The sequence below is a fragment of the Pseudomonas frederiksbergensis genome (genome assembly GCF_035751725.1).
GTDB classification, from domain to species: Bacteria; Pseudomonadota; Gammaproteobacteria; order Pseudomonadales; family Pseudomonadaceae; genus Aquipseudomonas; species Aquipseudomonas frederiksbergensis_A.
In genome coordinates, this window is record NZ_CP142104.1 from 5,456,828 (window position 1) to 5,483,538 (window position 26,711).

General features: G+C 61.0%; 19 protein-coding genes. 5 read left to right on the plus strand and 14 right to left on the minus strand.

Translation table 11 applies throughout. The features are described 5' to 3' along the window. The first annotated feature begins 150 nt into the window (after positions 1-150). Entirely contained in the window at positions 151-1,038 is an 888-nt protein-coding gene (locus VQ575_RS24585; protein WP_045157148.1) for an acyltransferase, read from the plus strand. Here VQ575_RS24585 and VQ575_RS24590 read toward each other — a convergent pair whose 3' ends face one another. Beyond that, positions 1,039-1,608, minus strand: a complete 570-nt coding sequence (locus VQ575_RS24590) for a DUF2780 domain-containing protein (protein WP_325918596.1) — start codon at positions 1,606-1,608, stop codon at positions 1,039-1,041. It abuts the gene before it with no gap. Between the two features lie 171 nt (positions 1,609-1,779). Between VQ575_RS24590 and VQ575_RS24595 the strand changes: the two genes are divergently transcribed. Together VQ575_RS24595 and VQ575_RS24600 are read left to right on the plus strand one after the other, a co-directional pair. Beyond that, a complete protein-coding gene (locus VQ575_RS24595; RefSeq protein WP_198724636.1) occupies positions 1,780-2,355 on the plus strand; it encodes a hypothetical protein in 576 nt (191 codons plus the stop codon). A gap of 335 nt (positions 2,356-2,690) precedes the next feature. Beyond that, on the plus strand, positions 2,691-4,016 hold the full coding sequence (locus tag VQ575_RS24600; RefSeq protein WP_198724634.1) for an NHL repeat-containing protein: 1,326 nt from the start codon (positions 2,691-2,693) through the stop codon (positions 4,014-4,016). Between the two features lie 140 nt (positions 4,017-4,156). Here the strand turns inward: VQ575_RS24600 and fdhA are convergent, their stop codons facing one another. From fdhA to VQ575_RS24640, 8 genes are all read right to left on the minus strand, one after another. Then, positions 4,157-5,356 carry a formaldehyde dehydrogenase, glutathione-independent gene (gene fdhA / locus VQ575_RS24605; protein ID WP_039590652.1) on the minus strand — a complete coding sequence of 400 codons (1,200 nt, stop codon included), beginning with the start codon at positions 5,354-5,356 and terminating at the stop codon, positions 4,157-4,159. Between the two features lie 154 nt (positions 5,357-5,510). Continuing rightward, complete coding sequence (gene purU, locus VQ575_RS24610) at positions 5,511-6,368, minus strand: formyltetrahydrofolate deformylase (protein ID WP_039590651.1); 858 nt, start codon at positions 6,366-6,368, stop codon at positions 5,511-5,513. Between the two features lie 94 nt (positions 6,369-6,462). Next, positions 6,463-7,095, minus strand: a complete 633-nt coding sequence (locus VQ575_RS24615; protein WP_039590650.1) for a sarcosine oxidase subunit gamma — start codon at positions 7,093-7,095, stop codon at positions 6,463-6,465. A 59-nt stretch (positions 7,096-7,154) separates the two neighbouring features. Further along, the gene (locus VQ575_RS24620) at positions 7,155-10,172 is read right to left on the minus strand and encodes a sarcosine oxidase subunit alpha (protein WP_039590648.1); all 3,018 of its coding nucleotides are present in this window, start codon (positions 10,170-10,172) and stop codon (positions 7,155-7,157) included. Then, complete coding sequence (locus VQ575_RS24625) at positions 10,169-10,498, minus strand: sarcosine oxidase subunit delta (protein WP_039590645.1); 330 nt, start codon at positions 10,496-10,498, stop codon at positions 10,169-10,171. Before VQ575_RS24625 ends, VQ575_RS24620 begins: the two co-directional genes overlap by 4 nt. Positions 10,499-10,512: 14 nt before the next feature. Then, entirely contained in the window at positions 10,513-11,763 is a 1,251-nt protein-coding gene (locus VQ575_RS24630; protein ID WP_030139293.1) for a sarcosine oxidase subunit beta, read from the minus strand. Between the two features lie 22 nt (positions 11,764-11,785). Beyond that, on the minus strand, positions 11,786-13,039 hold the full coding sequence (gene glyA, locus VQ575_RS24635) for a serine hydroxymethyltransferase (RefSeq protein WP_030139294.1): 1,254 nt from the start codon (positions 13,037-13,039) through the stop codon (positions 11,786-11,788). 306 nt (positions 13,040-13,345) lie between these two features. Further along, the gene (locus tag VQ575_RS24640; protein ID WP_325918597.1) at positions 13,346-14,050 is read right to left on the minus strand and encodes a TraX family protein; all 705 of its coding nucleotides are present in this window, start codon (positions 14,048-14,050) and stop codon (positions 13,346-13,348) included. A 195-nt stretch (positions 14,051-14,245) separates the two neighbouring features. On the opposite strand from VQ575_RS24640, the gene VQ575_RS24645 reads away from it, so the two are divergent. Beyond that, positions 14,246-15,286: a threonine aldolase family protein gene (locus VQ575_RS24645; RefSeq protein WP_045157155.1), complete on the plus strand. Its 1,041-nt coding sequence runs from the start codon at positions 14,246-14,248 to the stop codon at positions 15,284-15,286. Between the two features lie 133 nt (positions 15,287-15,419). On the opposite strand, the gene gbcB is transcribed toward VQ575_RS24645, so the two are convergent. Next, positions 15,420-16,520 carry a glycine-betaine demethylase subunit GbcB gene (gene gbcB, locus VQ575_RS24650; protein WP_039590878.1) on the minus strand — a complete coding sequence of 367 codons (1,101 nt, stop codon included), beginning with the start codon at positions 16,518-16,520 and terminating at the stop codon, positions 15,420-15,422. 283 nt (positions 16,521-16,803) lie between these two features. Between gbcB and gbcA the strand changes: the two genes are divergently transcribed. Beyond that, complete coding sequence (gene gbcA / locus VQ575_RS24655; RefSeq protein ID WP_039590635.1) at positions 16,804-18,099, plus strand: glycine-betaine demethylase subunit GbcA; 1,296 nt, start codon at positions 16,804-16,806, stop codon at positions 18,097-18,099. 79 nt (positions 18,100-18,178) lie between these two features. On the opposite strand, the gene VQ575_RS24660 is transcribed toward gbcA, so the two are convergent. The 4 genes from VQ575_RS24660 to VQ575_RS24675 form a co-directional block, all read right to left on the minus strand. Continuing rightward, complete coding sequence (locus tag VQ575_RS24660) at positions 18,179-19,489, minus strand: PI-PLC domain-containing protein (protein WP_325918598.1); 1,311 nt, start codon at positions 19,487-19,489, stop codon at positions 18,179-18,181. Positions 19,490-19,671: 182 nt separating this feature from the next. Continuing rightward, the gene (locus VQ575_RS24665) at positions 19,672-20,919 is read right to left on the minus strand and encodes a metallophosphoesterase (RefSeq protein WP_325918599.1); all 1,248 of its coding nucleotides are present in this window, start codon (positions 20,917-20,919) and stop codon (positions 19,672-19,674) included. A gap of 27 nt (positions 20,920-20,946) precedes the next feature. Continuing rightward, positions 20,947-22,815, minus strand: coding sequence for a c-type cytochrome (locus tag VQ575_RS24670; protein WP_325918600.1), 1,869 nt, complete (start codon positions 22,813-22,815; stop codon positions 20,947-20,949). A 153-nt stretch (positions 22,816-22,968) separates the two neighbouring features. After that, positions 22,969-26,421, minus strand: a complete 3,453-nt coding sequence (locus tag VQ575_RS24675) for a GMC oxidoreductase (RefSeq protein WP_325918601.1) — start codon at positions 26,419-26,421, stop codon at positions 22,969-22,971. Positions 26,422-26,711: the final 290 nt, after the last annotated feature.

A 26,711-nucleotide genomic window follows, 5' to 3' on the forward strand; every position in this document is an offset into this window, starting at 1 on the left:
GGGATTTTAGACCGTGGCCGGTGAATTCGTTCGGTTAGTTTCAATGGCAATGCCTAAGAGTAAATTCAGCGAAACTTTCGTCCACGCCGATTTGGCCTGTCGCTCGAAGCTGCTTATCATGGCCCGCCCACCCGTTTGCAAGAGTCATCTATGCGCCGCCTGCTCACCGGCTGTCTCGTCACCCTGTTGCTGTTGCTCAACACCCTGGTGCTGTTCGGGCCGCTCATGGTGTTCGCATTGCTCAAGCTGATCCTGCCCGGACGCTTTCGCGACTATGCCTCATGGGCGGTCATGTGGATCGCCGAAACGTGGGCTGAGATCGACAAACTGATCTTTGCCCTGTGCATCCCCACTCGCTGGGACATTCGCGGTGGCGAAGGCCTGCGCGGCGACACCTCCTACCTGGTGATCAGCAATCACCAATCCTGGGTGGACATCCCCGCCCTCGTCCAGGCACTCAACCGACGCACGCCATTCTTCAAGTTTTTCCTCAAGAAAGAGCTGATCTGGGTGCCCTTCCTGGGGCTGGCCTGGTGGGCCTTGGATTATCCCTTCATGAAGCGCTACACCAAGGCGTTCCTGGCGAAGAACCCGGAGTTGGCCGGCAAAGACCTCGAAATCACCAAGGCCGCTTGCGAGTTGTTCAAGCGCCAGCCGGTCACCGTGGTGAATTATCTCGAAGGCACCCGTTACACGCAGGCCAAAAGCCAGGCGCAGCAGTCGCCCTTCACTCACCTGCTCAAGCCCAAGGCCGGTGGCGTGGCGTTCGTGCTGGCGGCGATGGGCGAGCAATTGGACGCGGTGCTCGACGTCACGGTGGTCTATCCGCAGGAACGGATCCCCGGCTTCTGGGATTTGATCAGCGGCGCCGTGCCCAGGGTCATCATCGACATCCAGACCCGCGAACTAGACCCGACGCTATGGCAGGGCGACTATGAAAACGATCCGGTGTTTCGCCAGCATGTCCAGGACTGGGTCAACCAGCTCTGGGCCGAGAAGGACCAGCGCATCGCCACGTTGCGCAAAGAGTCCGAGTGATCAGATCCCGGCACCGCTTCCCCAGATGCCACCCAGGTTTTGCAGCAATGAACTGGCCACGCCCTGCTGACCGAGGTACTGCAAGATAATCGGCGCGAATTGGCCAATCATGCCGCTGTCCATGCCCAGCGCGCCGAAGGCGCTGTTCAGGTCGTCGGTGTCCTTGACGTTGCCCAGCAGCCCATCGAGCAAGGCATTTTTGCCCGACGCGTCGCCCAGCAAGCCACCCAATCCGTTGAGCCCGCCGATGGCGCTGTTGCCGGCGATCTGATCCAGCCCCGGCACGCTTTTGCTCAGTTCGGAGAACTGCGGCTCGCTGAGGCGGTTCCTTGCCAGCCCCAGCATCGCGCCGGCACCGCCAATGGCTTGCTCCGGGGTGATATGGAGCTCCGAGCCCAGGGAATTGAGCAGCCCGGCAGCTTCCGGCGCAGCGGCCACGGCGCCCTCCTGCTGATCGCCCTGGAGGGCCGACAACACGTTGGCCGCGTCACCGAGGCTGAACTGCGCGAAGGCCGGGCTGGCTGCCACTGACAACAGGCAAGACAGTGCAAAACCGCAAAAAACCTTCATCCAGACATTTCCTCTTGCCATGAAAAAGCCGCCCGGCAGTTGGACGGCTCATAGTGCAGCGTTGGACTGGAGTGGCAGGGGTTTGTTCAACGAGCCCCCGCGTCGCGTGGGGCCCCTGCCATCAACGTCACGGTTACCGTAAAGTGCCAAATCCTCCAGCAGAGCATGTTCATGAACGTACAAATCAGTGGCGGCGCCCTCGCGGTTATCCTGACAGGCATGCTCATCGCCTTCGGCGTCACCGAATGCCAGCGTGGCCCCTTGAATCCGGAACTCGCCGACAATCTCAGCGAGGCGGAAAAAACCTGGCTGACCATTGAGCATCGCATCAAGCGAACCGACCCCGCCCTCACCGAAGTGATTCGCGGCCAACAGTCACTGACCCTGCTCTACCGCCCAGAATCGGCCACGGAAGCGTCTGACCCGTGGGTCGATCGCATGCTGCGGGTGGTGGGCCATGGCCTGGCCGCTCTCAACGGCGCGCCCGGTGGCAAGGAATACACGCAAATCACGGTCAAGGCACGGATGCTCGTCGATGATGACGTGGAACTGGCCTACGACATGCCAGGCTTCGAGGCCATCAAGACGCAACAGGGCGGCTACGTCGACTTTGCCAGCACGCCACGCAGCATGACATTCAGCCGCGAGGCCTTGACCCAGGCCCAGGATTATTGCCGGGGTCCGAGCGGCCATGGGTTTTATCCAGAGTTCTGCGAGCGGATCAAAATGGCAACGGCGCGTCAATAATCACCCATAAGCTTAATGTTTATAAGCGGCGACCCAACCACGCAATTAAATACATGCAACGCCCATACAAATATAAACGCCTCTCACACATTCCACGACATCAACCGAACATTTAAACGAACATATTGTTTATAGGCTAGCGACCGCCACTTCACGAAAGTCCTACATTGAAAGCCACGACAAAATAACATCGACACAATTACAAACATTTCTATTATCTCGTCAAATAACGGCAGCCGCGATGAATGCTACGCTCCCTCATCTAACACCGACCAGAGCGGCTCGCGAAAACCAATGGCAGCTGCTCTTCACTTTTCTGTTGGGACTTAATAACCATGACAACGATGACTATCGACGCCAACCATGGGACAACGCCTCGCGCAGGAGAACTTGACCCCGAGTTCAATGGCGGAAATCTTCTCGAACTTCGAGGGGTCTCCGCCAATAATGTGGCGATCGGCCCCAACAACAATATTTATATAGCCGGAGCGACAAAAAAAATATTGGAGGAAGGCGACAGTGGCTTCGACCTTGACTATTGCATATCGGTTTTCACCCCTGACGGCACACCCGGCTCGTTCTACAACAACAGCAATATTATTCAAGGCGCTTACGCTTCAAATTTCCCAAGCGAGGCCTTCCGCATTTTCGTATCGCCGGACGGAAAGATCCTGACACTCGGGGCGGTATTGATTGATCGCGACAGCAATAAAATGCAATTCGGCCTGTCCCGCCACCTTCCAAATGGTGAGCTTGACTCTTCATTCGGCCATAAAGGCCACTCCGTTCTATCTTTTAAATTCGATCAGTTGCAGCTGGGACTGGCTAATCGCATAACAACCTCAAAAGATGGCGCCCCCAGCTATTTGAAACCCACGTTAGACGAAATATCATTATGCGTGCACGACAGCCGCATCTATATTGCGGGCAGAGCGATCAGGCCAAATTCCGCACTAGGTCTTACACTGCTCATGTGTCTTGATGAGAGTGGAAACCTCGCAATGGATTTTGGCAATGGCGGGGCTGTCGTAATTGAATCGCCCGCAAAAATTGAAACGGTGCTAGCGAAGTTATTGGTAACCAATGAGCGCCTATATCTGGCGGGTTCCCTGGACGGTGTTCCGGCTTGGGCTCGCTTGCATTTGGACGGTCGCCTCGACACGAGTTTTGGCTCAGGCGGTTTCCTCCTGGGTTCCGTAGGCCCAGGCGTCATATACGCCACGGCTATTCACGGCAACTCCAAACTTCTCGGTGCCGGTTACAACGTACCCGATGGCCCTCCAGGTGGCATGCTGACAAGCATCGACAAGGACGGCGCAAAGGATACGGACTTCAATAATGGCGAGCCCATCCTCCAACCCATAGAGCCAGACTTCAGATGGCGGGACTGCGCAATTGATCAGCGCGGGCATATCGTCGCCTGTGGCGAAACTGTACACATTCTAGATACGGGCACGAAATTGGTTTTCGGCCGCTACCTGCCAAATGGAACTTTGGATCTCAGCTTCGGGAATGGAGGCTTGTCACATTTTCACAAAAAGTGGCTCCTTACCAACCCAGCCATAGCTATACAGCCGGACAACGCCATCGTTGTTGTAGCGATCAGTTTTGCAGACTTGAACTCACCCCCCGTGCACATCGTGTTTCGGCTGAAGGGATAATCCTCGCCGGCTCCGTATGAGGCGAGAGACCCAATATCCCGTAGACAGAGACAGAAACGCTACTACCTTGCCGGGTTACCTTACTCAAACTAAGAAGGGCGACATCACTGTCGCCCTTCTTCCGTCCAGCCCTTTACCGCTTATGCCGCACTGAACAACTTATGCGGATCAATCACAAACTTCTTCGGCACGCCCGCGTCGAATTCGCCATAGCCTTTCGGCGCATCATCCAGGCTGATCACCTGCACACCGACGATTTCGGCAATGTTGATACGGTCCCACATGATCGCCTGCATCAGTTGGCGGTTGTACTTCATCACCGGGGTCTGGCCGGTGTGGAAGCTGTGGGATTTAGCCCAGCCCAGGCCGAAGCGGATGCTCAGGCTGCCCATTTTGGCTGCCGCATCGACGGCGCCCGGGTCTTCGGTGACGTAGAGGCCGGGGATACCGATCTTGCCAGCCACGCGAACCACGCCCATCAGCGAGTTGAGCACGGTGGCCGGGGCTTCGTGCTTGACGCCGTCGTGGCCATGGCCGCGGGCTTCGAAGCCTACCGCATCGACGGCGCAGTCGACTTCAGGCTCGCCCAGTAAGGCGGCGATCTGTTCGTGCAACGGCGTGTCCTGGGACAGGTCGGCAATTTCGAAACCCTGGGCCTTGGCGTGGGCCAGGCGAACCGGGTTGACGTCACCGATGATCACGACTGCCGCGCCCAGCAGGCGAGCGGAAGCAGCAGCGGCCAGGCCAACCGGGCCGGCACCGGCGATGTAGACAGTGCTGCCAGGACCAACACCAGCAGTGACGGCGCCATGGTAGCCGGTGGGCAGGATGTCGGACAGGCAGGTCAGGTCACGGATTTTCTCCATGGCCTTGTCGCGGTCCGGCAGTTTCAGCAGGTTGAAATCGGCGTACGGCACCAGTACGTATTCGGCTTGGCCGCCGGTCCAGTCGCCCATGTCCACGTAACCGTAAGCACCGCCGGCACGGGCCGGGTTGACGGTCAGGCAGACGCCGGTGTGCATTTCCTTGCAGGAACGGCAGCGCCCGCAAGCCACGTTGAACGGCACCGACACCAGGTCGCCGATCTTCAGGTTCTCGACATCGCTGCCCTTCTCGATCACTTCACCGGTGATTTCGTGACCCAGGACCAGGCCTGTCTGGGCGGTGGTGCGGCCGCGCACCATGTGTTGGTCGGAGCCGCAGATGTTGGTGGAGACTACGCGCAGGATGACGCCGTGCTCGATCTTCCTGCCGCGCGGGTCCTGCATTTTGGGATAGTCGATTTTCTGTACTTCGACCTTGCCGTTGCCGAGATACACGACACCACGATTACCGGACATGCTTTCACCTCGCTGTTGTTTTTATGAAACTGCGCCGCCCAGGCAGGCAGCGCGTTGATTGCTCGGGTTAGTGCTTGTGGTTTGTCTGTTTTTTGTCTCTCAGGGCCTCTTGGCGAGCCTGCTCGCGAATGGGCTGCGAAGCGGCCCTGGAAATTTAAAGAACGACCGTGCGATTGGCGTTCAAGAACACCCTTCGCTCAATGTGATACCCCACCGCCCGCGCCAACGTGAGCCCTTCGATGTCCCGGCCCTTGGCAATCAGGTCTTCGGGATAGTGGCTGTGGTCCACCACTTCCACGCCCTGGGCGATGATCGGGCCTTCGTCCAGGTCGTTGTTGATGTAGTGCGCCGTGGCGCCCACCAATTTCACGCCTTTGTTATAGGCCTGGTGATACGGCTTGGCGCCCTTGAAACCCGGCAGGAGGGAGTGATGGATGTTGATCGCCTTGCCATCGAGCTTGCGGCACAGTTCCGGCGACAGCACTTGCATGTAGCGCGCAAGGATCACCAGCTCGGCGCCGGTGTCTTCGATCACCTGCCACACCTGCCGCTCCTGGGCAGGCTTGTCGTTCGGGTCCAGGGGAAAATGGTAGTAGGGAATCTGGTGCCAGTCGGCCAGCGGCTTGAGGTCCGGATGGTTCGAGACCACGGCCACCACATCCATGGAGAGTTGGCCGATGCGCTGGCGGTAGAGCAGATCGTTCAGGCAGTGATCGGCCTTGGAGACCATGATCACCACTTTGGGTCGGTAGTTGGGTGGCGTCAGTTCGAAGACCATGCCGAAGGCTTGCGCCCGCTCAGCCAGGCCCGCGCGAAAATTCTGCTCGTCAAAACCGTCGGGCTGGCGAAACTCCACGCGAATGAAGAAGCGCGCCGAGAGCCGGTCGTCGAACGAGTGATGCTCGGTGACGTAGCAGCCCTGCTCGAACAGAAAGCGGGTCACCGCGTCCACCGTGCCGAGCACGCTGGGGCAGTCGGCAGTCAGGATCCATGTGTCTGGGGCGCGGCTCATTGCGGTGACTCCTGTTCGAATTTAACGAAGCGACACAAAACCCCGTGGCGAGGGAGCTTGCTCCCTCGCCACAACAGCATTCCAAGGCCAAGAATCAGGCTTGCACGCTCAACCCATACTCCGCCGCCGCATCCTGCAGCCACAGCCACCAGTAATCGGAGAAGCTGCGGCGGATCACCAGTTCCCAGGTGTCTTCGGCAGTGTGGCGGATTACCAGTTGCGACTTGGCGAACACCGTGCCCACCGCCTTGCCCACCGGAAAGTTGCTTGGGTGAACATCGTAGCTGGTGGATTTCATCAGCACGTCGCGCACGTTCGGGCCGGACAGTTCGAGTATCTGCTGGCCGCCGCTGACGTTGACGATCTGGATGTGCAGGTCGCCCAGGGCTTCACGCAGCTTCTGCTCGGCGGCGAACTCTTCGCCGGTGGGGACTACCAACAACCATTCATCCGGGCCGAGCCATTGCAGGCTGGTTTCGCCCTTGATGACGACGGTCAGGGCACCTGGCAATTCCAGGCCCAGGGCCTTGTGCACACCGGCGGCGAACGCCGGGTCGTGGCCGTCGCCCCGAAGGGTCAGGTGGCCCAGGAGTTTTTTCTCGCGCACGGTCACACCGGCATTCTTGCGACCCTTGCCCACCAGGCTGGCGAGGTCGGCATGATGCAGCGACGACTCGGCCTTGGCCCCGGTGGTTGGGCGTTGTTGGTACACGTTGACTGCGGTCATATGGAGCACCCGTTCCGTAGATTGATCGTTCCCACGCTCTGCGTGGGAACGATCAGGTATCAAATATTCTGCCGATCGCCTTTCGGATCGAAGAACACCGAAGAAACAATCTCTGCCTCGATCACGCTGCCGTCGGCCAATGGCGCGAACACCCGCTCGCCGAGGCGCTTGAGGCCGCCCTTGACCACGCCCATCGCAAACGAATAACCCAGGGAGTTATGCGCATAGCTGGAGGTGACGTGGCCGACCATCGACATCGGGATCGCCTGCTTCGGGTTGAACACCAATTGCGCGCCTTCCGGCAGCCAGACATTTGGGTCGATCGGCTTGAGGCCCACCAGTTGCTTGCGGTCTTCACGCACGCAATCTTCGCGATTCATGCCGCGCCAGCCGATCCACGAGAACGGCTTGGTTCGGCCGACGCACCAGCCCATGTTCAGGTCGTCCGGGGTCATCGAGCCGTCGGTATCCTGCCCGACGATGATGAAGCCCTTCTCGGCCCGCAATACGTGCATGGTCTCGGTGCCGTACGGGGTCAGGTTGTACTTCTTGCCGGCCTCGACAATCTGCTCGAGCACGCCCATGGCGTAGTCGGCCTGCACGTTGATTTCGTACGACAGCTCACCGGTGAACGAGATCCGGAACACCCGGGCCGGCACGCCGCCCACCAGGCCTTCCTTCCAGGTCATGAACGGGAACGCGTCCTTGTCCAGGTCGATGTCGGTGACGTCGCCGAGCAGCTTGCGGCTGTTGGGGCCCGACAGGGTCATGGTCGCCCAGTGGTCGGTGACCGAGGTGAAGTACACCTTCAGGTCCGGCCATTCGGTCTGGTGATAGATCTCCAGCCATTGCAGTACGCGCGCCGCGCCGCCGGTGGTGGTGGTCATCAGGAAGTGGTTGTCCGCCAGACAGGCTGTCACGCCGTCGTCGAAGACCATGCCGTCTTCCTTGCACATCAGGCCGTAGCGGGCCTTGCCCACGTCCAGCTTGGTCCAGGCGTTGGTGTAGACGCGGTTGAGGAACTCGCGGGCATCCGGACCCTGGATGTCGATCTTGCCCAGGGTCGAGGCATCGAGCAGGCCGACGCTGTCACGCACGGCCTTGCATTCGCGCTTGACCGCGGCATGCATATCTTCGCCGTTCTTCGGAAAGTACCAAGGGCGCTTCCACTGGCCGACGTCTTCGAACTCGGCACCGTTTTTCACATGCCAGGCATGCAGCGCGGTGAAACGCACCGGCTCGAAGATGTGCCCACAGTGCCGACCCGCCACCGCGCCGAAAGTCACCGGCGTGTAGTTCGGACGGAACATGGTGGTGCCCATCTGCGGGATGCTCACGTTCAGCGAGCGGGCCGCAATGGCCAGGCCGTTGACGTTGCCCAGCTTGCCCTGGTCGGTGCCGAAGCCCAGTGCGGTGTAGCGCTTGACGTGTTCCACCGACTCGAAGCCCTCGCGGGTGGCGAGTTCGATGGCGGCGGCAGTGACGTCGTTCTGCAGGTCGACGAATTGCTTCGGCGCCCGTGCGGTGGCTTTTTCATGAGGTACCTGGAACAGCGCCAGGGTTGGCTCTTCGTGACGGCTCAGGGCTTTGGGCAACACGCCCTCCACCGCTTTGAAGCCGGCTTCGCTGGCCGCGCGCACGCCGCCTTCAAAGCCGTCGGCCAAGCTATCGCCGAGGCTGTAGACGCCGTTCACACCACCGACGCAGACACGTTTTTGCGGTGCTTCGCCCGGTACGAAACCGAGGATGTCTTCACGCCAGATCGGCTTGCCACCCAAGTGCGAAGCCAGGTGGACCACCGGGCTGTAGCCGCCGGAGCTGGCCACCAGGTCGCAGTCCAGCCATTCACCGGGGCTGGTGACTTTGTGGGCGCGGACGTCGATCGCGGCAACCCGTGCCCCGGTCACGCGCTTGCTGCCACGGGCCTCGATGACGGCGCTGCCGGTGAGGATCCGGATGCCCTTGGCGCGCGCTTCTTCCACCAGCGCGCCACGTGGGTTGCTGCGCGCGTCGGCGACGGCGACCACTTGCAGGCCGGCATCGAACCAGTCCAGGGCGACGCGATAGGCGTGGTCGTTGTTGGTGCTCAGCAGCAGTTTCTTGCCCGGTGCCACGCCGTAGCGGCGGATGTAGGTGGACACGGCGCCGGCCAGCATGTTGCCCGGCACGTCGTTGTTGCCGTAGACCAGCGGACGCTCGCAGGCGCCGGTCGCCAGCACCACGCGCTTGGCGCGGACGCGGTTGATGCGCTGGCGAACCTGGCCGATCGGTGCGCGGTCGCCAAGGTGGTCGGTGAGGCGCTCATGGATGGTCAGGAAGTTATGGTCGTGGTAACCGTTCACCGTGGCGCGAGGCAGCAATACCACTTCGGGCATCGAGCGCAGTTCAGCCACCGCGGCAGCGACCCATTCGGTCGCCGGCTTGCCGTCCAGGCTTTCACGGGAGTCGAGCAGGCTGCCGCCGAACTCTTCCTGCTCATCGGCCAGGATCACTCGGGCACCGCTGCGGCCAGCAGCCAACGCGGCGGCCAGGCCGGACGGGCCAGCGCCGACGATCAGCACATCGCAGTGACGGTTCATGTAGTCGTAGGTGTCCGGATCGTTCTCGGTCGGCGAGCGACCCAGGCCTGCGGCCTTGCGGATGTACTTCTCGTAGGTCATCCAGAACGATTGCGGGTACATGAAGGTTTTGTAGTAGAAGCCCGGCGGCATCAGCTTGCCGCCGACCTTGCCGAGAATCCCCATCATGTCGTTGTTCACGTTCGGCCAGCCGTTGGTGCTGGTGGCGACCAAACCCTGGTACAGCGCCTGTTGCGTGGCGCGCACGTTCGGGATCTGCGTGGCTTCGGTGGCGCCGATCTGCAGCACCGCGTTCGGCTCTTCGGCGCCGGCGGCGAAGATGCCACGCGGACGGGAATACTTGAAGCTGCGACCGATGATGTCGACGCCGTTGGCCAGCAGCGCAGCGGCCAGGGAATCGCCTTCGAAGCCTTTGTAGGTCTGGCCGTTGAAGGTGAATGTCAGCACTTTGTTGCGGTCGATCCGTCCGCCGTTGGACAGGCGATTGATCTGGCTCATACCTTCTCTCCCAGAGCCTGTGCAGCCGCTTTCGGACTGTCAGCCTTGTCGGTGAACTGCGGCTTTTCGCCGATCTTGTAGGTTTCGAGAATCTCGTAGGTCACGGTGTCACGGGTCGCGTTGAAATACTGGCGGCAACCGGCGACGTGGTCCCACAGCTCATGGTGCAAGCCGCGTGGGTTGTCACGGAAGAACATGTAGTCGCCCCACTCCTCGTCGGTGCAGGCGTTCGGATCCAGCGGGCGCGGGATGTGCGCCTGGCCGGATGCATGGAATTCCTCTTCGGAGCGCAGTTCGCCGCAGTGAGGACAGAAGATGTGCAACATAGGGATTTCTCCTGTTAGTGGGCGACGGCAGCAGCGCCGTGTTCGTCGATCAGTGCGCCGTTGTGGAAACGGTCGATGGAAAACGGCGCGGCCAGTGGGTGCATTTCACCCTTGGCCAGGCTTGCAGCGAAGACGTTGCCCGAGCCCGGGGTGGCCTTGAAGCCGCCGGTGCCCCAACCGCAGTTGAAGAACATGTTCGGCACCGGGGTCTTGGAGATGATCGGGCAGGCGTCCGGCGTGGTGTCGACGATGCCGCCCCACTGGCGGTTCATGCGCACGCGGGACAACACCGGGAACATCTCGACGATGGCCTGGATGGTGTGCTCGATCACCGGGTACGAACCCCGCTGGCCGTAGCCGTTGTAGCCGTCGATACCGGCGCCGATCACCAGGTCGCCCTTGTCGGACTGGCTGATGTAGCCGTGCACGGCGTTGGACATGATCACGCTGTCGATAATCGGCTTGATCGGCTCGGATACCAACGCTTGCAACGGGTGGGATTCGACCGGCAGGCGGAAGCCCGCGAGCTTGGCCATGTGCCCGGAGTTACCGGCGGTGACCACGCCGACGCGCTTGGCGCCGATGAAGCCCTTGTTGGTTTCGACTCCGATGCACACGCCGTTTTCCTTGCGGAAGCCGATCACTTCGGTCTGCTGGATCAGGTCCACGCCCAACGCGTCCGCCGCCCGGGCAAAGCCCCAGGCCACGGCATCGTGACGGGCCACGCCGCCGCGACGCTGGACGGTGGCGCCCATCACCGGGTAGCGGGTGTTTTTCGAGCAATCCAGGTACGGGATCTCGTCGGCGACTTGCTTGGCGTTGAGCAGCTCGCCGTCCACGCCGTTGAGGCGGTTGGCGCTGACACGGCGCTCGGAATCACGGATGTCCTGCAGGGTATGGCACAGGTTGTAGACGCCGCGCTGGGAGAACATCACGTTGTAGTTCAGGTCCTGGGACAGGCCTTCCCAGAGTTTCATCGCGTGTTCGTACAGGTGGGCCGATTCGTCCCACAGGTAGTTGGAGCGCACGATGGTGGTGTTGCGCGCGGTGTTACCGCCGCCCAACCAGCCCTTCTCGACCACGGCCACGTTGGTGATGCCGTGTTCCTTGGCCAGGTAGTAGGCGGTCGCCAGGCCATGCCCGCCACCGCCGACGATGACCACGTCGTAGACCTTTTTCGGGGTCGGCGTGCGCCACATCCGCTGCCAGTTTTCATGATGGCTGAGTGAGTGTTTGAAGAGGCCGAAGCCCGAATAGCGTTGCATAGTCATTTACTCCAAAACCGACTCAGCGATAAACCGGGAAGTCCGCGCACAGGGCCGCCACTTGCTGCGCGACATTGGCCTCGACATCGGCATCGCCGAGGTTGTCGAGAATGTCGCAGATCCAGCCGGCCAGCGTGACGCATTGGGTAACCTTGAAACCGCGCGTGGTCACCGCCGGGGTGCCGATGCGCAGGCCCGAGGTCACGAACGGCGACTGTGGGTCGTTCGGCACGGCGTTCTTGTTGACGGTGATGTGGGCGCGACCTAGCGCAGCATCGGCGTCCTTGCCGGTCAGGCCCTGGCGAATCAGGCTGACCAGGAACAGGTGGTTATCGGTGCCACCGGACACTACATCGTAGCCACGCTTGATGAACACGCCAGCCATGGCCTGGGCGTTATCGATCACTTGCTGCTGGTAAGCCTTGAAGCCAGGCTCCGCCGCTTCCTTGAAGCACACGGCCTTGCCGGCGATCACGTGCATCAGCGGGCCGCCCTGGGCGCCGGGGAATACTGCGGCGTTGAGCTTCTTCTCGATTTCTTCGTTGGCCTTGGCCAGGATCAGGCCGCCACGTGGACCGCGCAGGGTCTTGTGAGTGGTAGTGGTCACCACGTCGGCGTACGGCAGCGGGTTCGGGTACAGGCCGGCGGCGACCAGGCCGGCGACGTGGGCCATGTCGACGAACAGCAGCGCACCGACCTTGTCGGCGATCTGGCGGAAGCGTGGGAAATCCAGGGTCTTGGAGTAGGCGGAGAAACCGGCGACGATCATCTTCGGTTTGCACTCGACCGCCAGGCGCTCGACTTCGTCGTAGTCGATCAGGCCGGTGGTGGTGTCGATGCCGTATTGCACCGCGTTGTAGAGCTTGCCCGAGGACGACACTTTGGCACCGTGGGTCAGGTGACCGCCGTGGGCCAGGCTCATGCCCAGGATGGTGTCGCCGGCTTGCAGCAAGGCCAGGTACACGGCGCTGTTGGCCGACGAACCGGAGTGCGGCTGGACGTTGGCGTAATCAGCGCCGAACAGTTGCTTGGCGCGCTCGATGGCCAGGGCTTCGACCTTATCAACGTGCTCGCAACCACCGTAGTAGCGCTTGCCCGGATAGCCTTCGGCGTATTTGTTGGTCAAGCCGCTGCCCTGGGCCTGCATCACACGCTTGCTGGTGTAGTTCTCCGACGCGATCAGTTCGATGTGATCTTCCTGGCGTTGCTCCTCGGCATTCATCGCCGCCAGCAGTGCATCATCGTAGCCTTGGATTTGGTCTTGCTTGCTGAACATCGCGTCTCTCCCAGCGGCGGCGGTGCGCCTTTCGTCTCGGTGAGGCACGGACCGTTTCGGTCGTGCCCTTTGGATGCGATGGTATGGCCGGCGCAGGCAGGTCAAATGCCTATGGACGCCACGCAAAGGTGCGTTTACGACATGCGCTCAAATGGAATGGAGCACCGGCACTGTGGCGAGGGAGCTTGCTCCCGCTGGAGGGCGAAGCCCTCCCAAAAAGGCCCACGCAGATCTGCCTGATAAACAAGATGTCAGGTCTTGGGGCTACTTCGCAGCCCAACGGGAGCAAGCTCCCTCGCCACGGGGTTAAGCCATTGCTTGGCGAACCGCGAGCAAGACCAGGAAATGCGCGGGATAAAGGCCATACGCCCAGCGCCGCATCGGCAATGGATGAAAACGACTGGCATGTCGCAAGAGCATCAGCCCCAGCCATGGCGCAATCAGGCAAGCCACCAGCCCCCAAATCGCCACCGCATCCCCCAGCCATGCCGCGCCATACAGGACCCGCCATTGATTGGCCGCCACGCAGGCCAATCCCGGCAGCAACGCGAAATACCAGGGCCGGCGAAACACCAGCAACATCGCCACCGGCAGCAGCACGCCGTAGAAGCCGAACATCAGCCGCGACGAAAACAGCGCTGCCAGCAGCAACGCCGTTGCGGCCAGGCATCGCGCCTCCAGCGTGGGCGTCTGCCAACAGCGCGCCACCAATAACCCAAGCATCAACGTTGGCATGACATTCAAGGTGGCGGGGTCGGGAATGAACAAGCGATAGGGAATTTCACTGACGGCACTGAACAGCAACAGCCAGCCCAGGTAGCGCCACGGGTTGCTGCTGGCATCGTTGCGCGCCAGGTTCGCCGCGATCGCCAGGCAGAACCACGCAAACGCCAACCGCCCCGGCACATACAACCAATCGGCGGAAAAACCGACATATCGCAGATGATCAAGGATCATCGACAACAGTGCCAGCCACTTGAGCAGGTCCAGCGCGCCATCACGTCGCCCCATGTTTATATCGACTCAATGACAAGGTCTTTTCCTGACAGAAACATCCCTTATGTTCCCCCATCAATCTTGGGTAAAGTGCGCACCAGAATCGTTCACGGCGTTGTGGACCCAAGCACGCCGAACCATGGAACCCCTCATCCGGGGAATTCCGCCAGGGATCTCTTACCCAGGACTCTCTATTCAAGGAGCAAGGCCATGACCGACAAGAGTCAACAATTCGCCAGCGACAATTATTCCGGCATTTGCCCCGAAGCCTGGGCGGCCATGGAAGAAGCCAACCAGGGTCACCAGCGCGCCTATGGCGATGACGATTGGACTCATCGCGCGGCAGATGGCTTTCGAGAGCTATTTGAAACCGACTGCGAAGTGTTCTTCGCGTTCAATGGCACGGCGGCCAACTCCCTGGCCCTGTCGTCGCTGTGCCAGAGTTACCACAGCGTGATCTGCTCGGAAACCGCCCACGTCGAAACAGACGAATGCGGCGCGCCGGAGTTTTTCTCCAACGGCTCCAAACTGCTGGTGGCACGCACTGAAAACGGCAAGCTGACCCCCGAGTCGATCCGCGAGGTTGCCCTCAAGCGCCAGGACATCCACTACCCCAAGCCCCGCGTCGTCACCCTGACCCAGGCCACCGAAGTCGGCAGCGTTTATACGCCGGAAGAAATCCGTGCCATCAGCGTTACCTGCAAGGAGCTGGGGCTGAACCTGCATATGGACGGCGCGCGTTTCTCAAACGCCTGTGCCTTCCTCGGCTGCAGCCCGGCCGACCTGACCTGGAAAGCCGGCGTGGACGTGTTGTGCTTTGGCGGCACGAAAAACGGCATGGCGGTGGGTGAAGCGATCCTGTTCTTCAACCACGACCTGGCCGAAGACTTCGACTACCGCTGCAAACAGGCCGGGCAACTGGCGTCGAAAATGCGCTTCCTGTCCGCGCCCTGGGTCGGCTTGTTGCAAAACGACGCCTGGCTCAAGCACGCCCGCCATGCCAACCACTGCGCGCAATTGCTCGCCGAGCTGGTCAGCGACATTCCCGGCGTGGAACTGATGTTCCCAGTCCAGGCCAACGGCGTGTTCCTGCAACTGTCGGAACCGGCCATCGCCGCGCTGACTGCCAAGGGCTGGCGCTTCTACACCTTCATCGGCAAGGGCGGCGCACGCTTCATGTGCTCGTGGGACACCGAAGAAGCGCGAGTGCGGGAATTGGCGGCGGATATTCGGGAAGTGATGGCGGGCTAAGTAGAAACACACTCAAGACCGGGCCGGGACACCTGTGGCGAGGGGATTTATCCTTTCGCCACGGGTAAATCCCCGTAGGCACGAGTAAATCCCTCCAGGCACAGAGGGATTTACACCTGCCTGAGCGAGCAAATCAGAAATCGATCCGCACGTCCCCCTTCGGCACGCTGCAGCACGACAGGATGTATCCCTCAGCCTCGTCGTCTTCAGTGATCCCGCCGTTGTGCTCCATCTCCACTTCCCCGCCCAGCTTCAAGACCTTGCAGGTGCCGCAGATGCCCATGCCGCAGGCCTTGGGAATCATCATGCCGAGCTTGGCGGCGGCGGCGTGGACGGTTTCTCCCGGCCCCACGCGAATGCTCTTGCCCGATGAGGTGAATTCCACCATGTGCAGGTCCGCCGCGTCGATTTCAGGGGCGTCGGCCGCTTGTTCGGCCTGTTCCACGGCGTCGGCACGGGCTTCCGGTGGCGTGGCGCCGAAGGATTCCTCGTGATAACGCTTCATGTCGTAGCCGGCCGCTTCCAGCAGGCGCTTGACGGCGGTCATGTACGGGGTCGGACCGCAGCAGAACACTTCGCGCTCCAGGAAGTCGGGCACCATCAGTTCCAGCATCTTGTGGTTCAGATAACCGCGATACCCGGCCCACGGCTCGCCCAGGCCATGCTTTTCGCAGATCAGGTGCAAGCTGAAATTGTCGATCCGCGAAGCCATGTGCTCCAGCTCGCGGTGGTAGATGATGTCCTTGGGCGAGCGGGCGCTGTGGATGAAAGTCATGTCGACATTGGCGTTGGTGTCGTAGAACCAGCGCGCCATGGACATGCACGGCGTAATGCCCACGCCGCCACTGAGGTACAGCACTTTCGGGCTCGGGAAATCGATGGCGTTGAACAGCCCCACCGGCCCGTGCACCGCCAGTTCCTGGCCTTCGTGCAGGGTGTCGTGCAACCAGTTGGAGACCTTGCCCCCGGGCACGCGCTTGATCGTTACGGAGAAGCTGTAGGGCACGGACGGCGAGCTGGAGATGGTGTAGGAACGCATGATCGGCTGGCCTTCGATTTCCAGCTCCAGGGTGACAAACTGCCCAGGCTTGAAAAAGAACATGATCGGCTGGTCGGCCATGAAGCAAAAGGTGCGCACATCCCAGGTTTCCTGGATGACTTTGACGCAACGCACGATATGTCGGCCATTGGCCCAGGTCTGGGTCGTGACCGGGTTCAGGAAATTATTGGACATGCTGATCTCCACGGCCGACTGCCGGCCTTCATGAGGGCGATTGTGCGCAGGCGCCTGCGCCGCCATTTACCTATCTGCGACATTCACATACTTATCGCGACCAGCCCCCAACTACCGGGGCTTGCGCGTCGGGAACAGATTGGGCCATGTCGCCCATGGATAAGGTTGCGCCCCTGTGCGGCCCCACACTCGCCCCCACAGACAAACAGATTTTTTGCCTTGCGTAGCACAACCGATCAGCCACTTTTTTGATGGTCACGTAGAGGACCATGAGGACAAAACGATGGACGTCACCACTACCCTGAGCCTGGGCGATCCGCTGGAACCCGCACGCAAGGCCACCGCGCAGATGCTCCAAGAGCGCGAACGCACCTTTTCGCTGCCGCAACCGTTCTACAGTGATGAACGCCTGTTTGATATCGACATGCAGGAAATCTTCCAGAAGGAATGGTTGATCGCCGGCATGACCTGCGAAATCCCGGCCAAGGGCAACTACCTGACGCTGCAGGTCGGCAAGAACCCGATCATTGTGATCCGCGGTGCCGAAGGCGTGGTGCATGCATTCCATAACGTCTGCCGTCATCGCGGTTCGCGGCTGTGCACCAGCGACAAGGGCAAGGTCGCCAAGCTGGTCTGCCACTACCACCAGTGGACCTACGAACTGGACGGTCGCCTGCTGTTCGCCGGCACCGAGATGGGCGCCGACTTCGACATGAAGCAGTACGGCCTCAAGCCGGTGAACGTGAAGACTGCCGGCGGCTACATCTTCATCAGCCTGGCCGAGAACCCGCCGGCCATCGATGATTTCCTGTCGACCCTGAACCACTACATGGAACCCTACGACATGGAAAACACCAAGGTGGCGGTGCAAACCACCTTGATGGAAAAGGCCAACTGGAAACTGGTACTGGAAAACAACCGCGAGTGCTACCACTGCAACGCCTCGCACCCTGAGTTGCTCAAGACCCTGCTGGAATGGGACGACGTCACCGACCCGCGCGCCGACCAGGCGTTCAAGGACCACGTGGCCGCCTCCGCCGCCGCCTGGGAAGCCGAGAAGATCCCTTACGCCCACGCCAGTTTCGGCCTGCGCAACCGTATCGTGCGCATGCCGCTGCTCAAGGGCACCGTGTCAATGACCATGGACGGCAAGCAGGGCTGCGCCAAGCTGATGGGCCGTATCAAGAACCCGGACCTGGGCTCGATGCGTATCCTGCACCTGCCGCACTCGTGGAACCACTGCATGGGCGACCACATCATCGTGTTCACCGTGTGGCCGATCAGCGCCCAGGAAACCATGGTCACCACCAAGTGGCTGGTGCACAAGGACGCGGTCGAAGGCGTCGACTACGACGTGGCCCGCATGCGCGAAGTCTGGGACGCCACCAACGACCAGGACCGTCGCCTGGCCGAAGAAAACCAGCGCGGCATCAACTCCACCGCCTACCAGCCGGGCCCGTACTCCAAGACCTATGAGTTCGGCGTGGTGAACTTCGTGGATTGGTACAGCGAGCGCATGCTCAACAACCTCGGAGCAGAACCGGCACCTTACCTCAAGGGCGTTCCGGTACAAGGCTGAGCCGTCCATTGACGAACCCCGCAGACATCCTTGGATGCTGCGGGGTTTTGCTTTTTCCACTCGCTCAAGATGCAGATTTCTACTGCATGTCATTCGCGTCGGAATCCAACGGCGTCTCGCCGATGACAATGCGGGAAATCTTGCCATCCAGGCCGTTCTCACGAACATAAACCAGCCTGAAATCGGCGTTATCCTCATTGCGCTCGAACGTGTTGACCGTTATCGCTTCGTCGAGGCCGATATCGCGCTTGATATCGATGACGGCATAGTCATCCGTGATGCTACCGCCAGGCGAGTCGTAGACCATCACACGCGTGCCCGCAGAAATGCCGCGTAACTTCATCGACCGCGCTTCATCATTCTCACAACCGCGCGCGGGCAATCTCAGGGACTGGCTTTGGCCTGCGGGAATGACGCAGGTGGTGTCCCCGGCCGGACTGGCCTGATTCGCTTCATAAAAATAGAACCCGCCCTGAGTCAATGCAGCGGCATAGGAGAAGGCATCACCGGCCTGGTTGAAGTTGATCGCCAGGAAATTCGGCGCGGTACGCTTGCCCATCGCGACTGCGCAATGAGTGTCCACGCGTCGCTCAAGCCAGGTCAGGTTGTTGTCCAAGGCCGCTGCGTGGTCCGCAGTAGCCCCCCAGGTGTGGAACTGATTCATCACGAACAGCCTCGGCCAATGACCAAATCCAGACGCCCATACGTGCGCGTCGTACTGTTCCCAACGCGATGGGCAGCTCCACTCGTGCTCCAGAACCGTGATGCCCAAGTCCCAGTAATTCTGGTTTTCCCACTGCTTGTCACGCAGCAGATGGAGGGTCTTGCCATCGATCTCATACGCTCCCGCGCTCCGGTCAGTCAGGATGACCAGGCGCCTGCCGCTGGCGATTATCTGGGCCAGCGTTGGCCAGGTGGGGTCTTCGGCGTAAGGACTTGGGTCGAACACCCAGTCCGCCAAGCCAGGTACACGGCTAAGCGCGTCTTGCAGGTTGATCCGGTCGACGTAGTTTTCCAGCAACAGGGTGACCACAACCTCCGGACTGCTGCGAAGGAACGGCAGGAACACGTCGTTCAATACGTCGACAAGCATCCGGTCATTACGCACATCGCAGCGCCCCGTCTCGCCTGCGTGGCAGAGGTAGACATCAGCCTCTCCCGACAGATTGCCGGGGTGCAGGTCTAGCATGAAGCCGCGCACGCCTCGCTCCAGTTGTGTGCGCATGTCGTCCACGTAACCGTTGTGTGCGGTCACCCAGGTGTATTGGTTGAAGGGTTTGCCGAGGTCATCGATGCCCGGCGCGGTTTCCCCCGCAAAAGCCGCGGACGCGGTAATCAACAGGGCGCCCGGAAGGCCCCACAGCTTTGGGATTTTCTTGAAAACAGACATTTTATCTTCCGTGAATGAACCGCCCTCCTCATGAGGACGGGAACCGTATTAACCGGAAGATAAAACGAGGCGTACAGCTCCAATCCATTTCTCGATATAAAAAAGCTCCCACAACGGATCTGCGACGCACCGAAGATTCCTTGTGGGAGCCTGCTCGCGAAGACGGTTTCACCTTTATCCAATCAACTCGAAGAAGACCACCTCACCGACCCATCCTCCCCATAGAACGTCTCGACAATCGCCTCCCCTTTCAGCGCCACCTTCACATACCCGTTCAGCACCCGCTCCGGATAAGCCTCGTCGCCCGCCAGCTGGGTTTCCGACCACAACACCCGGGCATGTCCGTTCAACTCGCTCGTGGTGCCATAGGGAATCGCCCCGTGCCCGGCGCAGCGCGCGTGCAACCCGCCTTGCGGCGCATAGCAGATGCCATTGTGCAAATGCCCCCAATACCAGTAATCCGGCTCACGCCCCAGGGCATCGCACACTGGTTGGTAAAGCGCGGTCTTGTGGTGCCCGGATATATCGAAGCCCTGATGATGGCTGAGGACCATGAGTTTCTTGCGCTTGGGCAGGGTTTTCATCCACTCGATCTGTTGGGTGTTGAGGGTGCCGTCCATGTACAGGTTCATCGCGTCCGAGGCGTACGCGCTGTCGAGGCCGACCACCAACCAGTCATCGTTGTACAAGGCGAAATAGCTGGTGCTCTGTTGCACCGGAAAACGCGCCGCCAGTTCCTTGAAATAGCCATGGGCGCCGCTGTACATCTCATGGTTGGAATTGAGGGTAAACGAACCGTGCTTGCCCTGCGGCCAGCCGGCCATGTCGACGTCCTCCTGGGAATGCGTGCCGGCGTAATAGACATCGCCCAGGTGAATGGTGAAATCCGCCTGGGCCAGTTGCATCTGGTTGGCGACGGCCACAGCGGGCGCATGGCTGTCGAACGGCCCGGTGCCCCAGTCGCCGGCGATGGCCAGCACCACGTCGTTGTCCATTTTCACCAGCGCCGGGTTCGTGGCGAACGGCGCATGGTGGCGCAGGTTTTCGATCCACTTGAGCAGCGCCTCGCTCCACAGCAGGTCCAGCAGTTCCCATTTGCGGCAGCCCAGTAACGTACCGTCCTTGAGCACGCGGGTCGGCAATTCTTCTTCTTTTTGCGGCAGGGGCGTGACGTTGCCGATCTTCAGGATCGACAAACCGTGGGCCAACTCCCACGGCACCGCCGGCTCGTCGTCCGGCAGATCCCCGTGATCGATAACGTGCCGGGCCTGGTCGTGGCCTCGTTGCAGCAGCTTGACGATGGCCTGAAACTCCTCGGGTTCCAGGTCGTTGACGAGTTTTTTCCAGGACATTTCCAGCCGCGTCACCAACCCGTGCAGACGGACCTTGACCTTGTCGAACTCATGCTCCCAATGGTGCAGTAATGACATGTGGACGCTCCTTCGCTATGCCCTGGGCTACAGGGTTTTCATGAATTCGATCAGGGCCCGCTTGTCGACGTCCGACAGTTGCGTGCCATACAGGTGACCGCCGTTGTGGTTGCCTTCCAGGCGGGTGTCGTATTTGAAATCCGCCGACGCCTTCATCTGCGCGCCGCGGGTGATGAAGCCGACCTTCTCCTGGTCGTAGATGTCGGAGCCGGTGTAGAACACCTGCGGCCGCTGCTCCGGCGCTTGCAGCAAATCCCACAGGGTCGGCACCGAACCGTTGTGCAGGTACGGAGCCCGCAGCCAGATACCATCGGTGGGGGTGTTGCTGTAGCTCTGGGTCTTGCGGTAGGCGCCAAAGTCGAACGGCGGTTTCTTGAAGCCGTGGAAGGCCGTCACCAGGCCGGTGGTGAAGGAGTTCAGGCGATGGGGATCGGTGCCCAACTGGTCGATGTTGGTGGTGACCTGGCCGGTGTCGCTGCGGCCGAAGTCGTGGCAGCCGGCGCAGTTTTTCTCCCAGATCGGTTTGCCCTGGGCGACTTTCCCCTGGTCCAGGGCGAACGGCCAGGCCGGTGCCTTATGGCCCAGTAGCCAGTTGGTGACGCGATTGAAACTCGGTGGCAGCACCGAATCGGGCGTCGCGCCCACGGCCATGGCCGCCGCGTAGTTGCGTTCGTGGATCTTGTTGTTATTGCCGTCCCAATGCAGGTACATGGACTCCCGAGGTTTCTGGTTCCAGACCTGCGGCAGGTCCACGGTGCCAATGGTGGAATCATCCGGGAAGCCGAACACCACCATCTTGGTCGGGTTGAAGGTGTCGGTCCGTCCTGGCCCTTGGGCCGGGCGCAGCTTCTGCCAGGCGTACGCTTGTTTCTGCTTGAGCAACGCGCTCTTGGCCATCGGGATGATCAAGTAGCGGTTGTAGAGCTTTTCGAAAAAGCCCAGCTGGAACTTGCCGGTGATTGCAGTCATGACCGCGTCGGGGGTGAATTTCGGATCGCTGGCGCATTCGTAGGCGAACCACTGGAAGGCCTGCAGTTGCAGGGTATTGGCCGGCGCGGCGGCGACTGGCACCGCGACGTCAGTGGCATTGGCCCGGTAGGAGCCGGTGTGGCACAGGGCGCAGTTGGGCTCCACGGTCGGGTAGCCGAGCTGCCGCTTGGCCATGCCGATGGGCAAGTCGTTGCCGTTCTCATAGAGAAAACCGAACACCTCGTAGCCACCCGGCCTGGGCAGTTTTTCCGGACACATCTGCGGCAGCACGGCGAACAGGTAGTAGGGAATCCGCGCTTCGATGCCCAGGCCGATGGCGGCGTATTTGTAATGGTCTTCATCGGAGGCGAAGTCCGGTTGTGGCACTTCCCGGATCATCTGGTACCAGGTCTGGTAGCCGATGAAACCCAACAGCAAGAGCACCACCAACGTGCCGACCTTGAAACCGTGGCTCTGCCAGCGCAGCGCCCAGCCGGCACGCCAATCCCGCCAACCGGCGCAGAGCAAGGCCAGGGGACGATTGGCCACCGGGCTGCCCAGGTACAGCAGCACGCCCAGGATCAGGAACATGCTCAAGTCGCCCATCAGCATCGGCACGAACAGCGAGCCCTGGTTGTTGGTGTTGATCAGGTAGACCCAGAACACCACGGCCACCAGCCGCGACAGCACGCACAACCATGAATGCACCACGAAACGCGGCGCGTTGAAGCCCGAGGGCATGTAGAACAGGCTGATCCCCACCAGCAACATGCCGGCGTTTTCCAGCCAGGGATCGGACAATACGGGCGGCAGACCGATCATGGACGTCAGCAACGCCGGCGCGAATAGCGCCGGGATCGCGAAGACCATGTTCATGACAATCCCGACCCAGATGACGCGTTGGAACCAACGGATGTAAGTGTTCATCGCATCCTTTTCCTTATTCTTGACTCACCACAAAACCCATGTGGCGAGCGAGCTTGCTCCCGCTGGGCCGCGTAGCGGCCCCCAAGACTTCAAAAGCGACGACTGCTTCGCAGCCGAGCGGGAGCAAGCTCCCTCGCCACGGAGCGCAGTCAGCTAGCCCAATGCAGTCTTCTCCAGGTGCTCAAGAATGATCGGATACACATCCACCACCGCATCCTTGCCGAACATGCAGTCGATGTGGCCGTACCCCGGTATTTCATGGCGACTGAACAGTTGCGGACCGTGCATGTCGCACAGCCGCTCGTAGGTCTTGAGGGTGCTTTGCGGCAAGTAGCACTGGTTGTCGGCGCCGCTGATGAAGCAGATCGGCAACTTCAGCCGGTCGAAATGCGGCATGTAGACGTCGTTGCCCTTGAAGTCCACCAGATGCCCCTTGCGCACGATCAGCGCCAGGTGCTCGAAGGTCTGGATGTTCGACTCGCCGAACAACTCATGCAGGTTGTCGTGCAGGGTTTCGTTGAGGGTATCGTGGCGGTACAGCGAGGCGTACATGAAGGTAATGCGATGGCAGACCGGGTTGGTGCAATAACCCTGGGCCTCGATCCGGGCATAGCCGTTGAGGGCCTTGTCGTAGAGTTTGTTGAACCAGCTTTCCTTGGTGTCGGCGTACGCCGTCATGGACTTGATGCCGATGGCATCGAGCATGCCCGGCAAATGCAACCCGGCCTTCAGCCCCGTGGCGGTGGCGACCACCGTGTCGGCGGCGATCTGCGAGCAGACCACCGAGCGCACGCCCTGCAAGCCCGCCAGCATCGACATGAAGAAGGTCGTCGCGCCGTAGCAATGCACCACGCACTGCACGTCACGGGCCAGCGTTGCCTGCTGGATCTGCTCGATCGCTGCCTTGAAGTCGTACTGGGCCACCTGGTCGCCGTTCCATTCATGCTTGCTGGCCGGCAACAGGATGCTGACGCGCAGGTCCAGCAGCCAGACGTCGTATTCGTGCTTGCACAAATACTCCAGCAGGTTGGTGTGGATGGTGTCGGTGGAGAAAATATTCGAACCCACGCCCAAGCCATGGACCAACATTACCGGACCTTTGCTGCCGGCCTGGTAGCGGGTCAGGCGCAACTCGACGTTGTCTTCGGTCTGGAAGAAATGCACCACCGGCGCTGGCGCATCCAGCGGCCGTTTCAAGCGAGGCGGCGCGTCCGGGTTGAAGTAGACGTCGCCGGCGAAGACACCGCCGTAGCTCTCCCACAGGATCCCGGCGAAGAACTTGCCGAACCGCGCCAGTGCCTCCACGCGCTCGCGCTCATTGCGGGCGTTGAGCACTTTCATGGTGGTCATCTGCTTGGCGAAGTCGGCCGGCAGAATGTGCATCACCCCGGAGCCGATTACCGTGCCGGTCTTGTCCGGCCCGCGATACAGCGTGACGTAGAGCGTACTGGTGTCGTGCCAGATGTTCAGCACGCCATTGTCCTCGGGCACGGTCTTGAAGGCGCTGAAGAAGTAGTCGCTGCCATCCTCCGCGGTCAGCTTCATGTCGTAGTTCATGTGGCGCACGCCGACCTGTTCCTGGTACTGCTCGAACAGGTTGAACACGCCATTGCTGGCGACCAGCGGCTTGGGCGACAGCAGCGGCGCATCGAGGGTGCCCACCAGCGTCGCCGCATGCTCCGGTTCCTTGATCAGGCGATCGAGGTCGGCGGCGGTGATGGTCAAGGTGAATTCGATGGGTGAGTTATCGGCCTTGCCGCGCTTGGCCGCCGCTTCGTAAAGGTTGAGGTCGGTGCCTTGGGGCTCGGTGAACGCCGTGGAGAAGTAACCCTTCATGGTTTCGGTGAACTGCACGCCGAGGGTCGGCGCCGCCACCGGTTTGCGCGGAGCCGACGGCAGCGTGTAATCGATCAGCCAGCCGCGATCAGCCGCCAGCAACCCCATGTTGCGCTCACTCACCGCCGAAATGGTGAGCAGCGGGTTGACCGCCAGGGACGTCGGGATCACCGAGCCGTCCGTCACATACAGCCCCGGGTAGACGTCGGTGCCACTGGCGCCGCTGAACACTTGGCCCTTGTGGTTGACCACACCCTGGACTGCGTCCTCGCCCATCACGCAACCGCCCAGCGGATGGACCGAGACGATGCTGTGCTTGAGCAGCTTGGTCCAGATCGGGTTCTCGACCCAGATCCCGCCCAGGGCCTTGGTGCTCAGGTGCAGCCGTTCGTTGCCGAGGGTGACGTTCTCCTGTTCGCCGACACCGGGCCAGTCGATGCGCAGCTGATCCTGGTTATCGAGGACCATGCGGCCCTTGCCGTTGTCATGGCTCATGATCAGGTAGGTCTGCATGTTGTGCAGCGCGCCGTAATACGGGCCGCGCAGGAAGCTTTCGGCCTCGCGGCCCTTGTATCTGAGACTGGCACCGAAACCGGTGTCGGTGGGCACGCCGATCATCTCGGCGAACGCCGCCATGCTCGGCACCATGGCCCGGCCAAGGGCGCCGGGGATCGAGCCTTCCTCGATCACCATCCGGCTGCGCCAGTCGCCCTCGGTGCTCATATCGATCACCGACGTGATGCACGGCCCCACCGGCTCGAGCTCCTTGGCCGAATGGGCACCAAAGCCGATGCCATTGATAACCTGGTCGCAGTTGTGGCCAAAGCCGAGGATGTCACCGTTGCCGCTCATGTTTTCGCCCAACTGGGCAGACATCGACAGGCCCTTGTCCCGCGAGCGCAGCATAATCTCGGTGGAGCCCAGGGTGCCGGCGGACACCACGACGATGTCGGCGCGGACAAAAAGCGTCGGTGCCGAGAACATCTCGCGACCACTGTCCAGGTACTGGAAATGCACAATCCAGCCGTCGCCCTCGCGCTCCAGGTGCCGCACTTCGGCCTGGCAGAAAATCTCGGCGCCGTGGTTCCAGGCATCCGGCAGGTAGTTCATCAGCGTGGTGTTCTTGGCCTTGTTGTTACAGCCCGAGACGCAATCGCCACAGCCATTGCATGGCAGCTGTTCGACACCGACGTGATTGAGGTTATTGGGCAGCTTGTCGAAGGTCACGTTGATCGGCGGCTTGTAGAAATGCGCACCCTGCTTGAGGTAATCCGCTGATTTCTTGTGGGCGTCGAGCTTGGGCAGGTTCGGCGAGGATGCCGGATAGGGATTGGGCTTGAGCATCTCCCGTGCCCGGGCGTAGCCGTCCTTGAGCAGCGTGTCGCTGTGCTCGCGCATTGCCTGGGGCCAGCGTGGATCTTCGAAGACACCGGGTTCGGCTTCCAACGCGACGTTGGCGTTGATCAGCGAAGTCCCGCCCAGGCCACACCCGACCACAACGTTCTGCTGGGCGTTGACGTGCAGGTCGAACAACCCGGTCCGTGAACCGATGTGGCCGTCCGGGTCATGCACCTGCAGTTCCTCGGTGGCGGCGAGCAACGTGTTGGGATACTCGCCAGGCTGGATCTCCCGGCCCCGCTCCAGCAGGCAAACCTTGCGCCCGGCCCGGGACAAGCGTGACGCGGCAATGCCGCCGCCGTAGCCGGAGCCGATGACAATCACGTCGTAGTGTTCCTTGATTTCACTGATGGGGGTCGAGATCCGTGTCATGTTCAAGTCCTCTCAGGCAGAAGGGGCAACTCTGCGGTTGCCTGTAAATTCAAAGGCGCACGAACGCCTGGCCACTATCCCGTACGGGTTGAAGCGGCAGTCAACGGTGACCGGGGAAACACTCAGGCGTTATAGGCGTGCACGCTGATTGGCCGAGCGACGATGGATGCGTCGAGGCAGCGCGGTGGACGGCGTCGGGTTACACGTCGGGGCTGAATGGGGTATTGGAGTGGGGGCCTTGCTATCCATCGTGCGTTCTCCCTGAACCAGATATGGATAAAGTCTCGCTG

Coding starts and splice junctions, on each gene's coding strand:
- VQ575_RS24585 (WP_045157148.1), top strand. CDS start 151: ATGCGCCGCCTGCTCACCGGCTGTCTCGTCACCCTGTTGCTGTTGCTC.
- VQ575_RS24590 (WP_325918596.1), bottom strand. CDS start 1,608: ATGAAGGTTTTTTGCGGTTTTGCACTGTCTTGCCTGTTGTCAGTGGCA.
- VQ575_RS24595 (WP_198724636.1), top strand. CDS start 1,780: ATGAACGTACAAATCAGTGGCGGCGCCCTCGCGGTTATCCTGACAGGC.
- VQ575_RS24600 (WP_198724634.1), top strand. CDS start 2,691: ATGACAACGATGACTATCGACGCCAACCATGGGACAACGCCTCGCGCA.
- fdhA (WP_039590652.1), bottom strand. CDS start 5,356: ATGTCCGGTAATCGTGGTGTCGTGTATCTCGGCAACGGCAAGGTCGAA.
- purU (WP_039590651.1), bottom strand. CDS start 6,368: ATGAGCCGCGCCCCAGACACATGGATCCTGACTGCCGACTGCCCCAGC.
- VQ575_RS24615 (WP_039590650.1), bottom strand. CDS start 7,095: ATGACCGCAGTCAACGTGTACCAACAACGCCCAACCACCGGGGCCAAG.
- VQ575_RS24620 (WP_039590648.1), bottom strand. CDS start 10,172: ATGAGCCAGATCAATCGCCTGTCCAACGGCGGACGGATCGACCGCAAC.
- VQ575_RS24625 (WP_039590645.1), bottom strand. CDS start 10,498: ATGTTGCACATCTTCTGTCCTCACTGCGGCGAACTGCGCTCCGAAGAG.
- VQ575_RS24630 (WP_030139293.1), bottom strand. CDS start 11,763: ATGCAACGCTATTCGGGCTTCGGCCTCTTCAAACACTCACTCAGCCAT.
- glyA (WP_030139294.1), bottom strand. CDS start 13,039: ATGTTCAGCAAGCAAGACCAAATCCAAGGCTACGATGATGCACTGCTG.
- VQ575_RS24640 (WP_325918597.1), bottom strand. CDS start 14,050: ATGGGGCGACGTGATGGCGCGCTGGACCTGCTCAAGTGGCTGGCACTG.
- VQ575_RS24645 (WP_045157155.1), top strand. CDS start 14,246: ATGACCGACAAGAGTCAACAATTCGCCAGCGACAATTATTCCGGCATT.
- gbcB (WP_039590878.1), bottom strand. CDS start 16,520: ATGTCCAATAATTTCCTGAACCCGGTCACGACCCAGACCTGGGCCAAT.
- gbcA (WP_039590635.1), top strand. CDS start 16,804: ATGGACGTCACCACTACCCTGAGCCTGGGCGATCCGCTGGAACCCGCA.
- VQ575_RS24660 (WP_325918598.1), bottom strand. CDS start 19,489: ATGTCTGTTTTCAAGAAAATCCCAAAGCTGTGGGGCCTTCCGGGCGCC.
- VQ575_RS24665 (WP_325918599.1), bottom strand. CDS start 20,919: ATGTCATTACTGCACCATTGGGAGCATGAGTTCGACAAGGTCAAGGTC.
- VQ575_RS24670 (WP_325918600.1), bottom strand. CDS start 22,815: ATGAACACTTACATCCGTTGGTTCCAACGCGTCATCTGGGTCGGGATT.
- VQ575_RS24675 (WP_325918601.1), bottom strand. CDS start 26,421: ATGACACGGATCTCGACCCCCATCAGTGAAATCAAGGAACACTACGAC.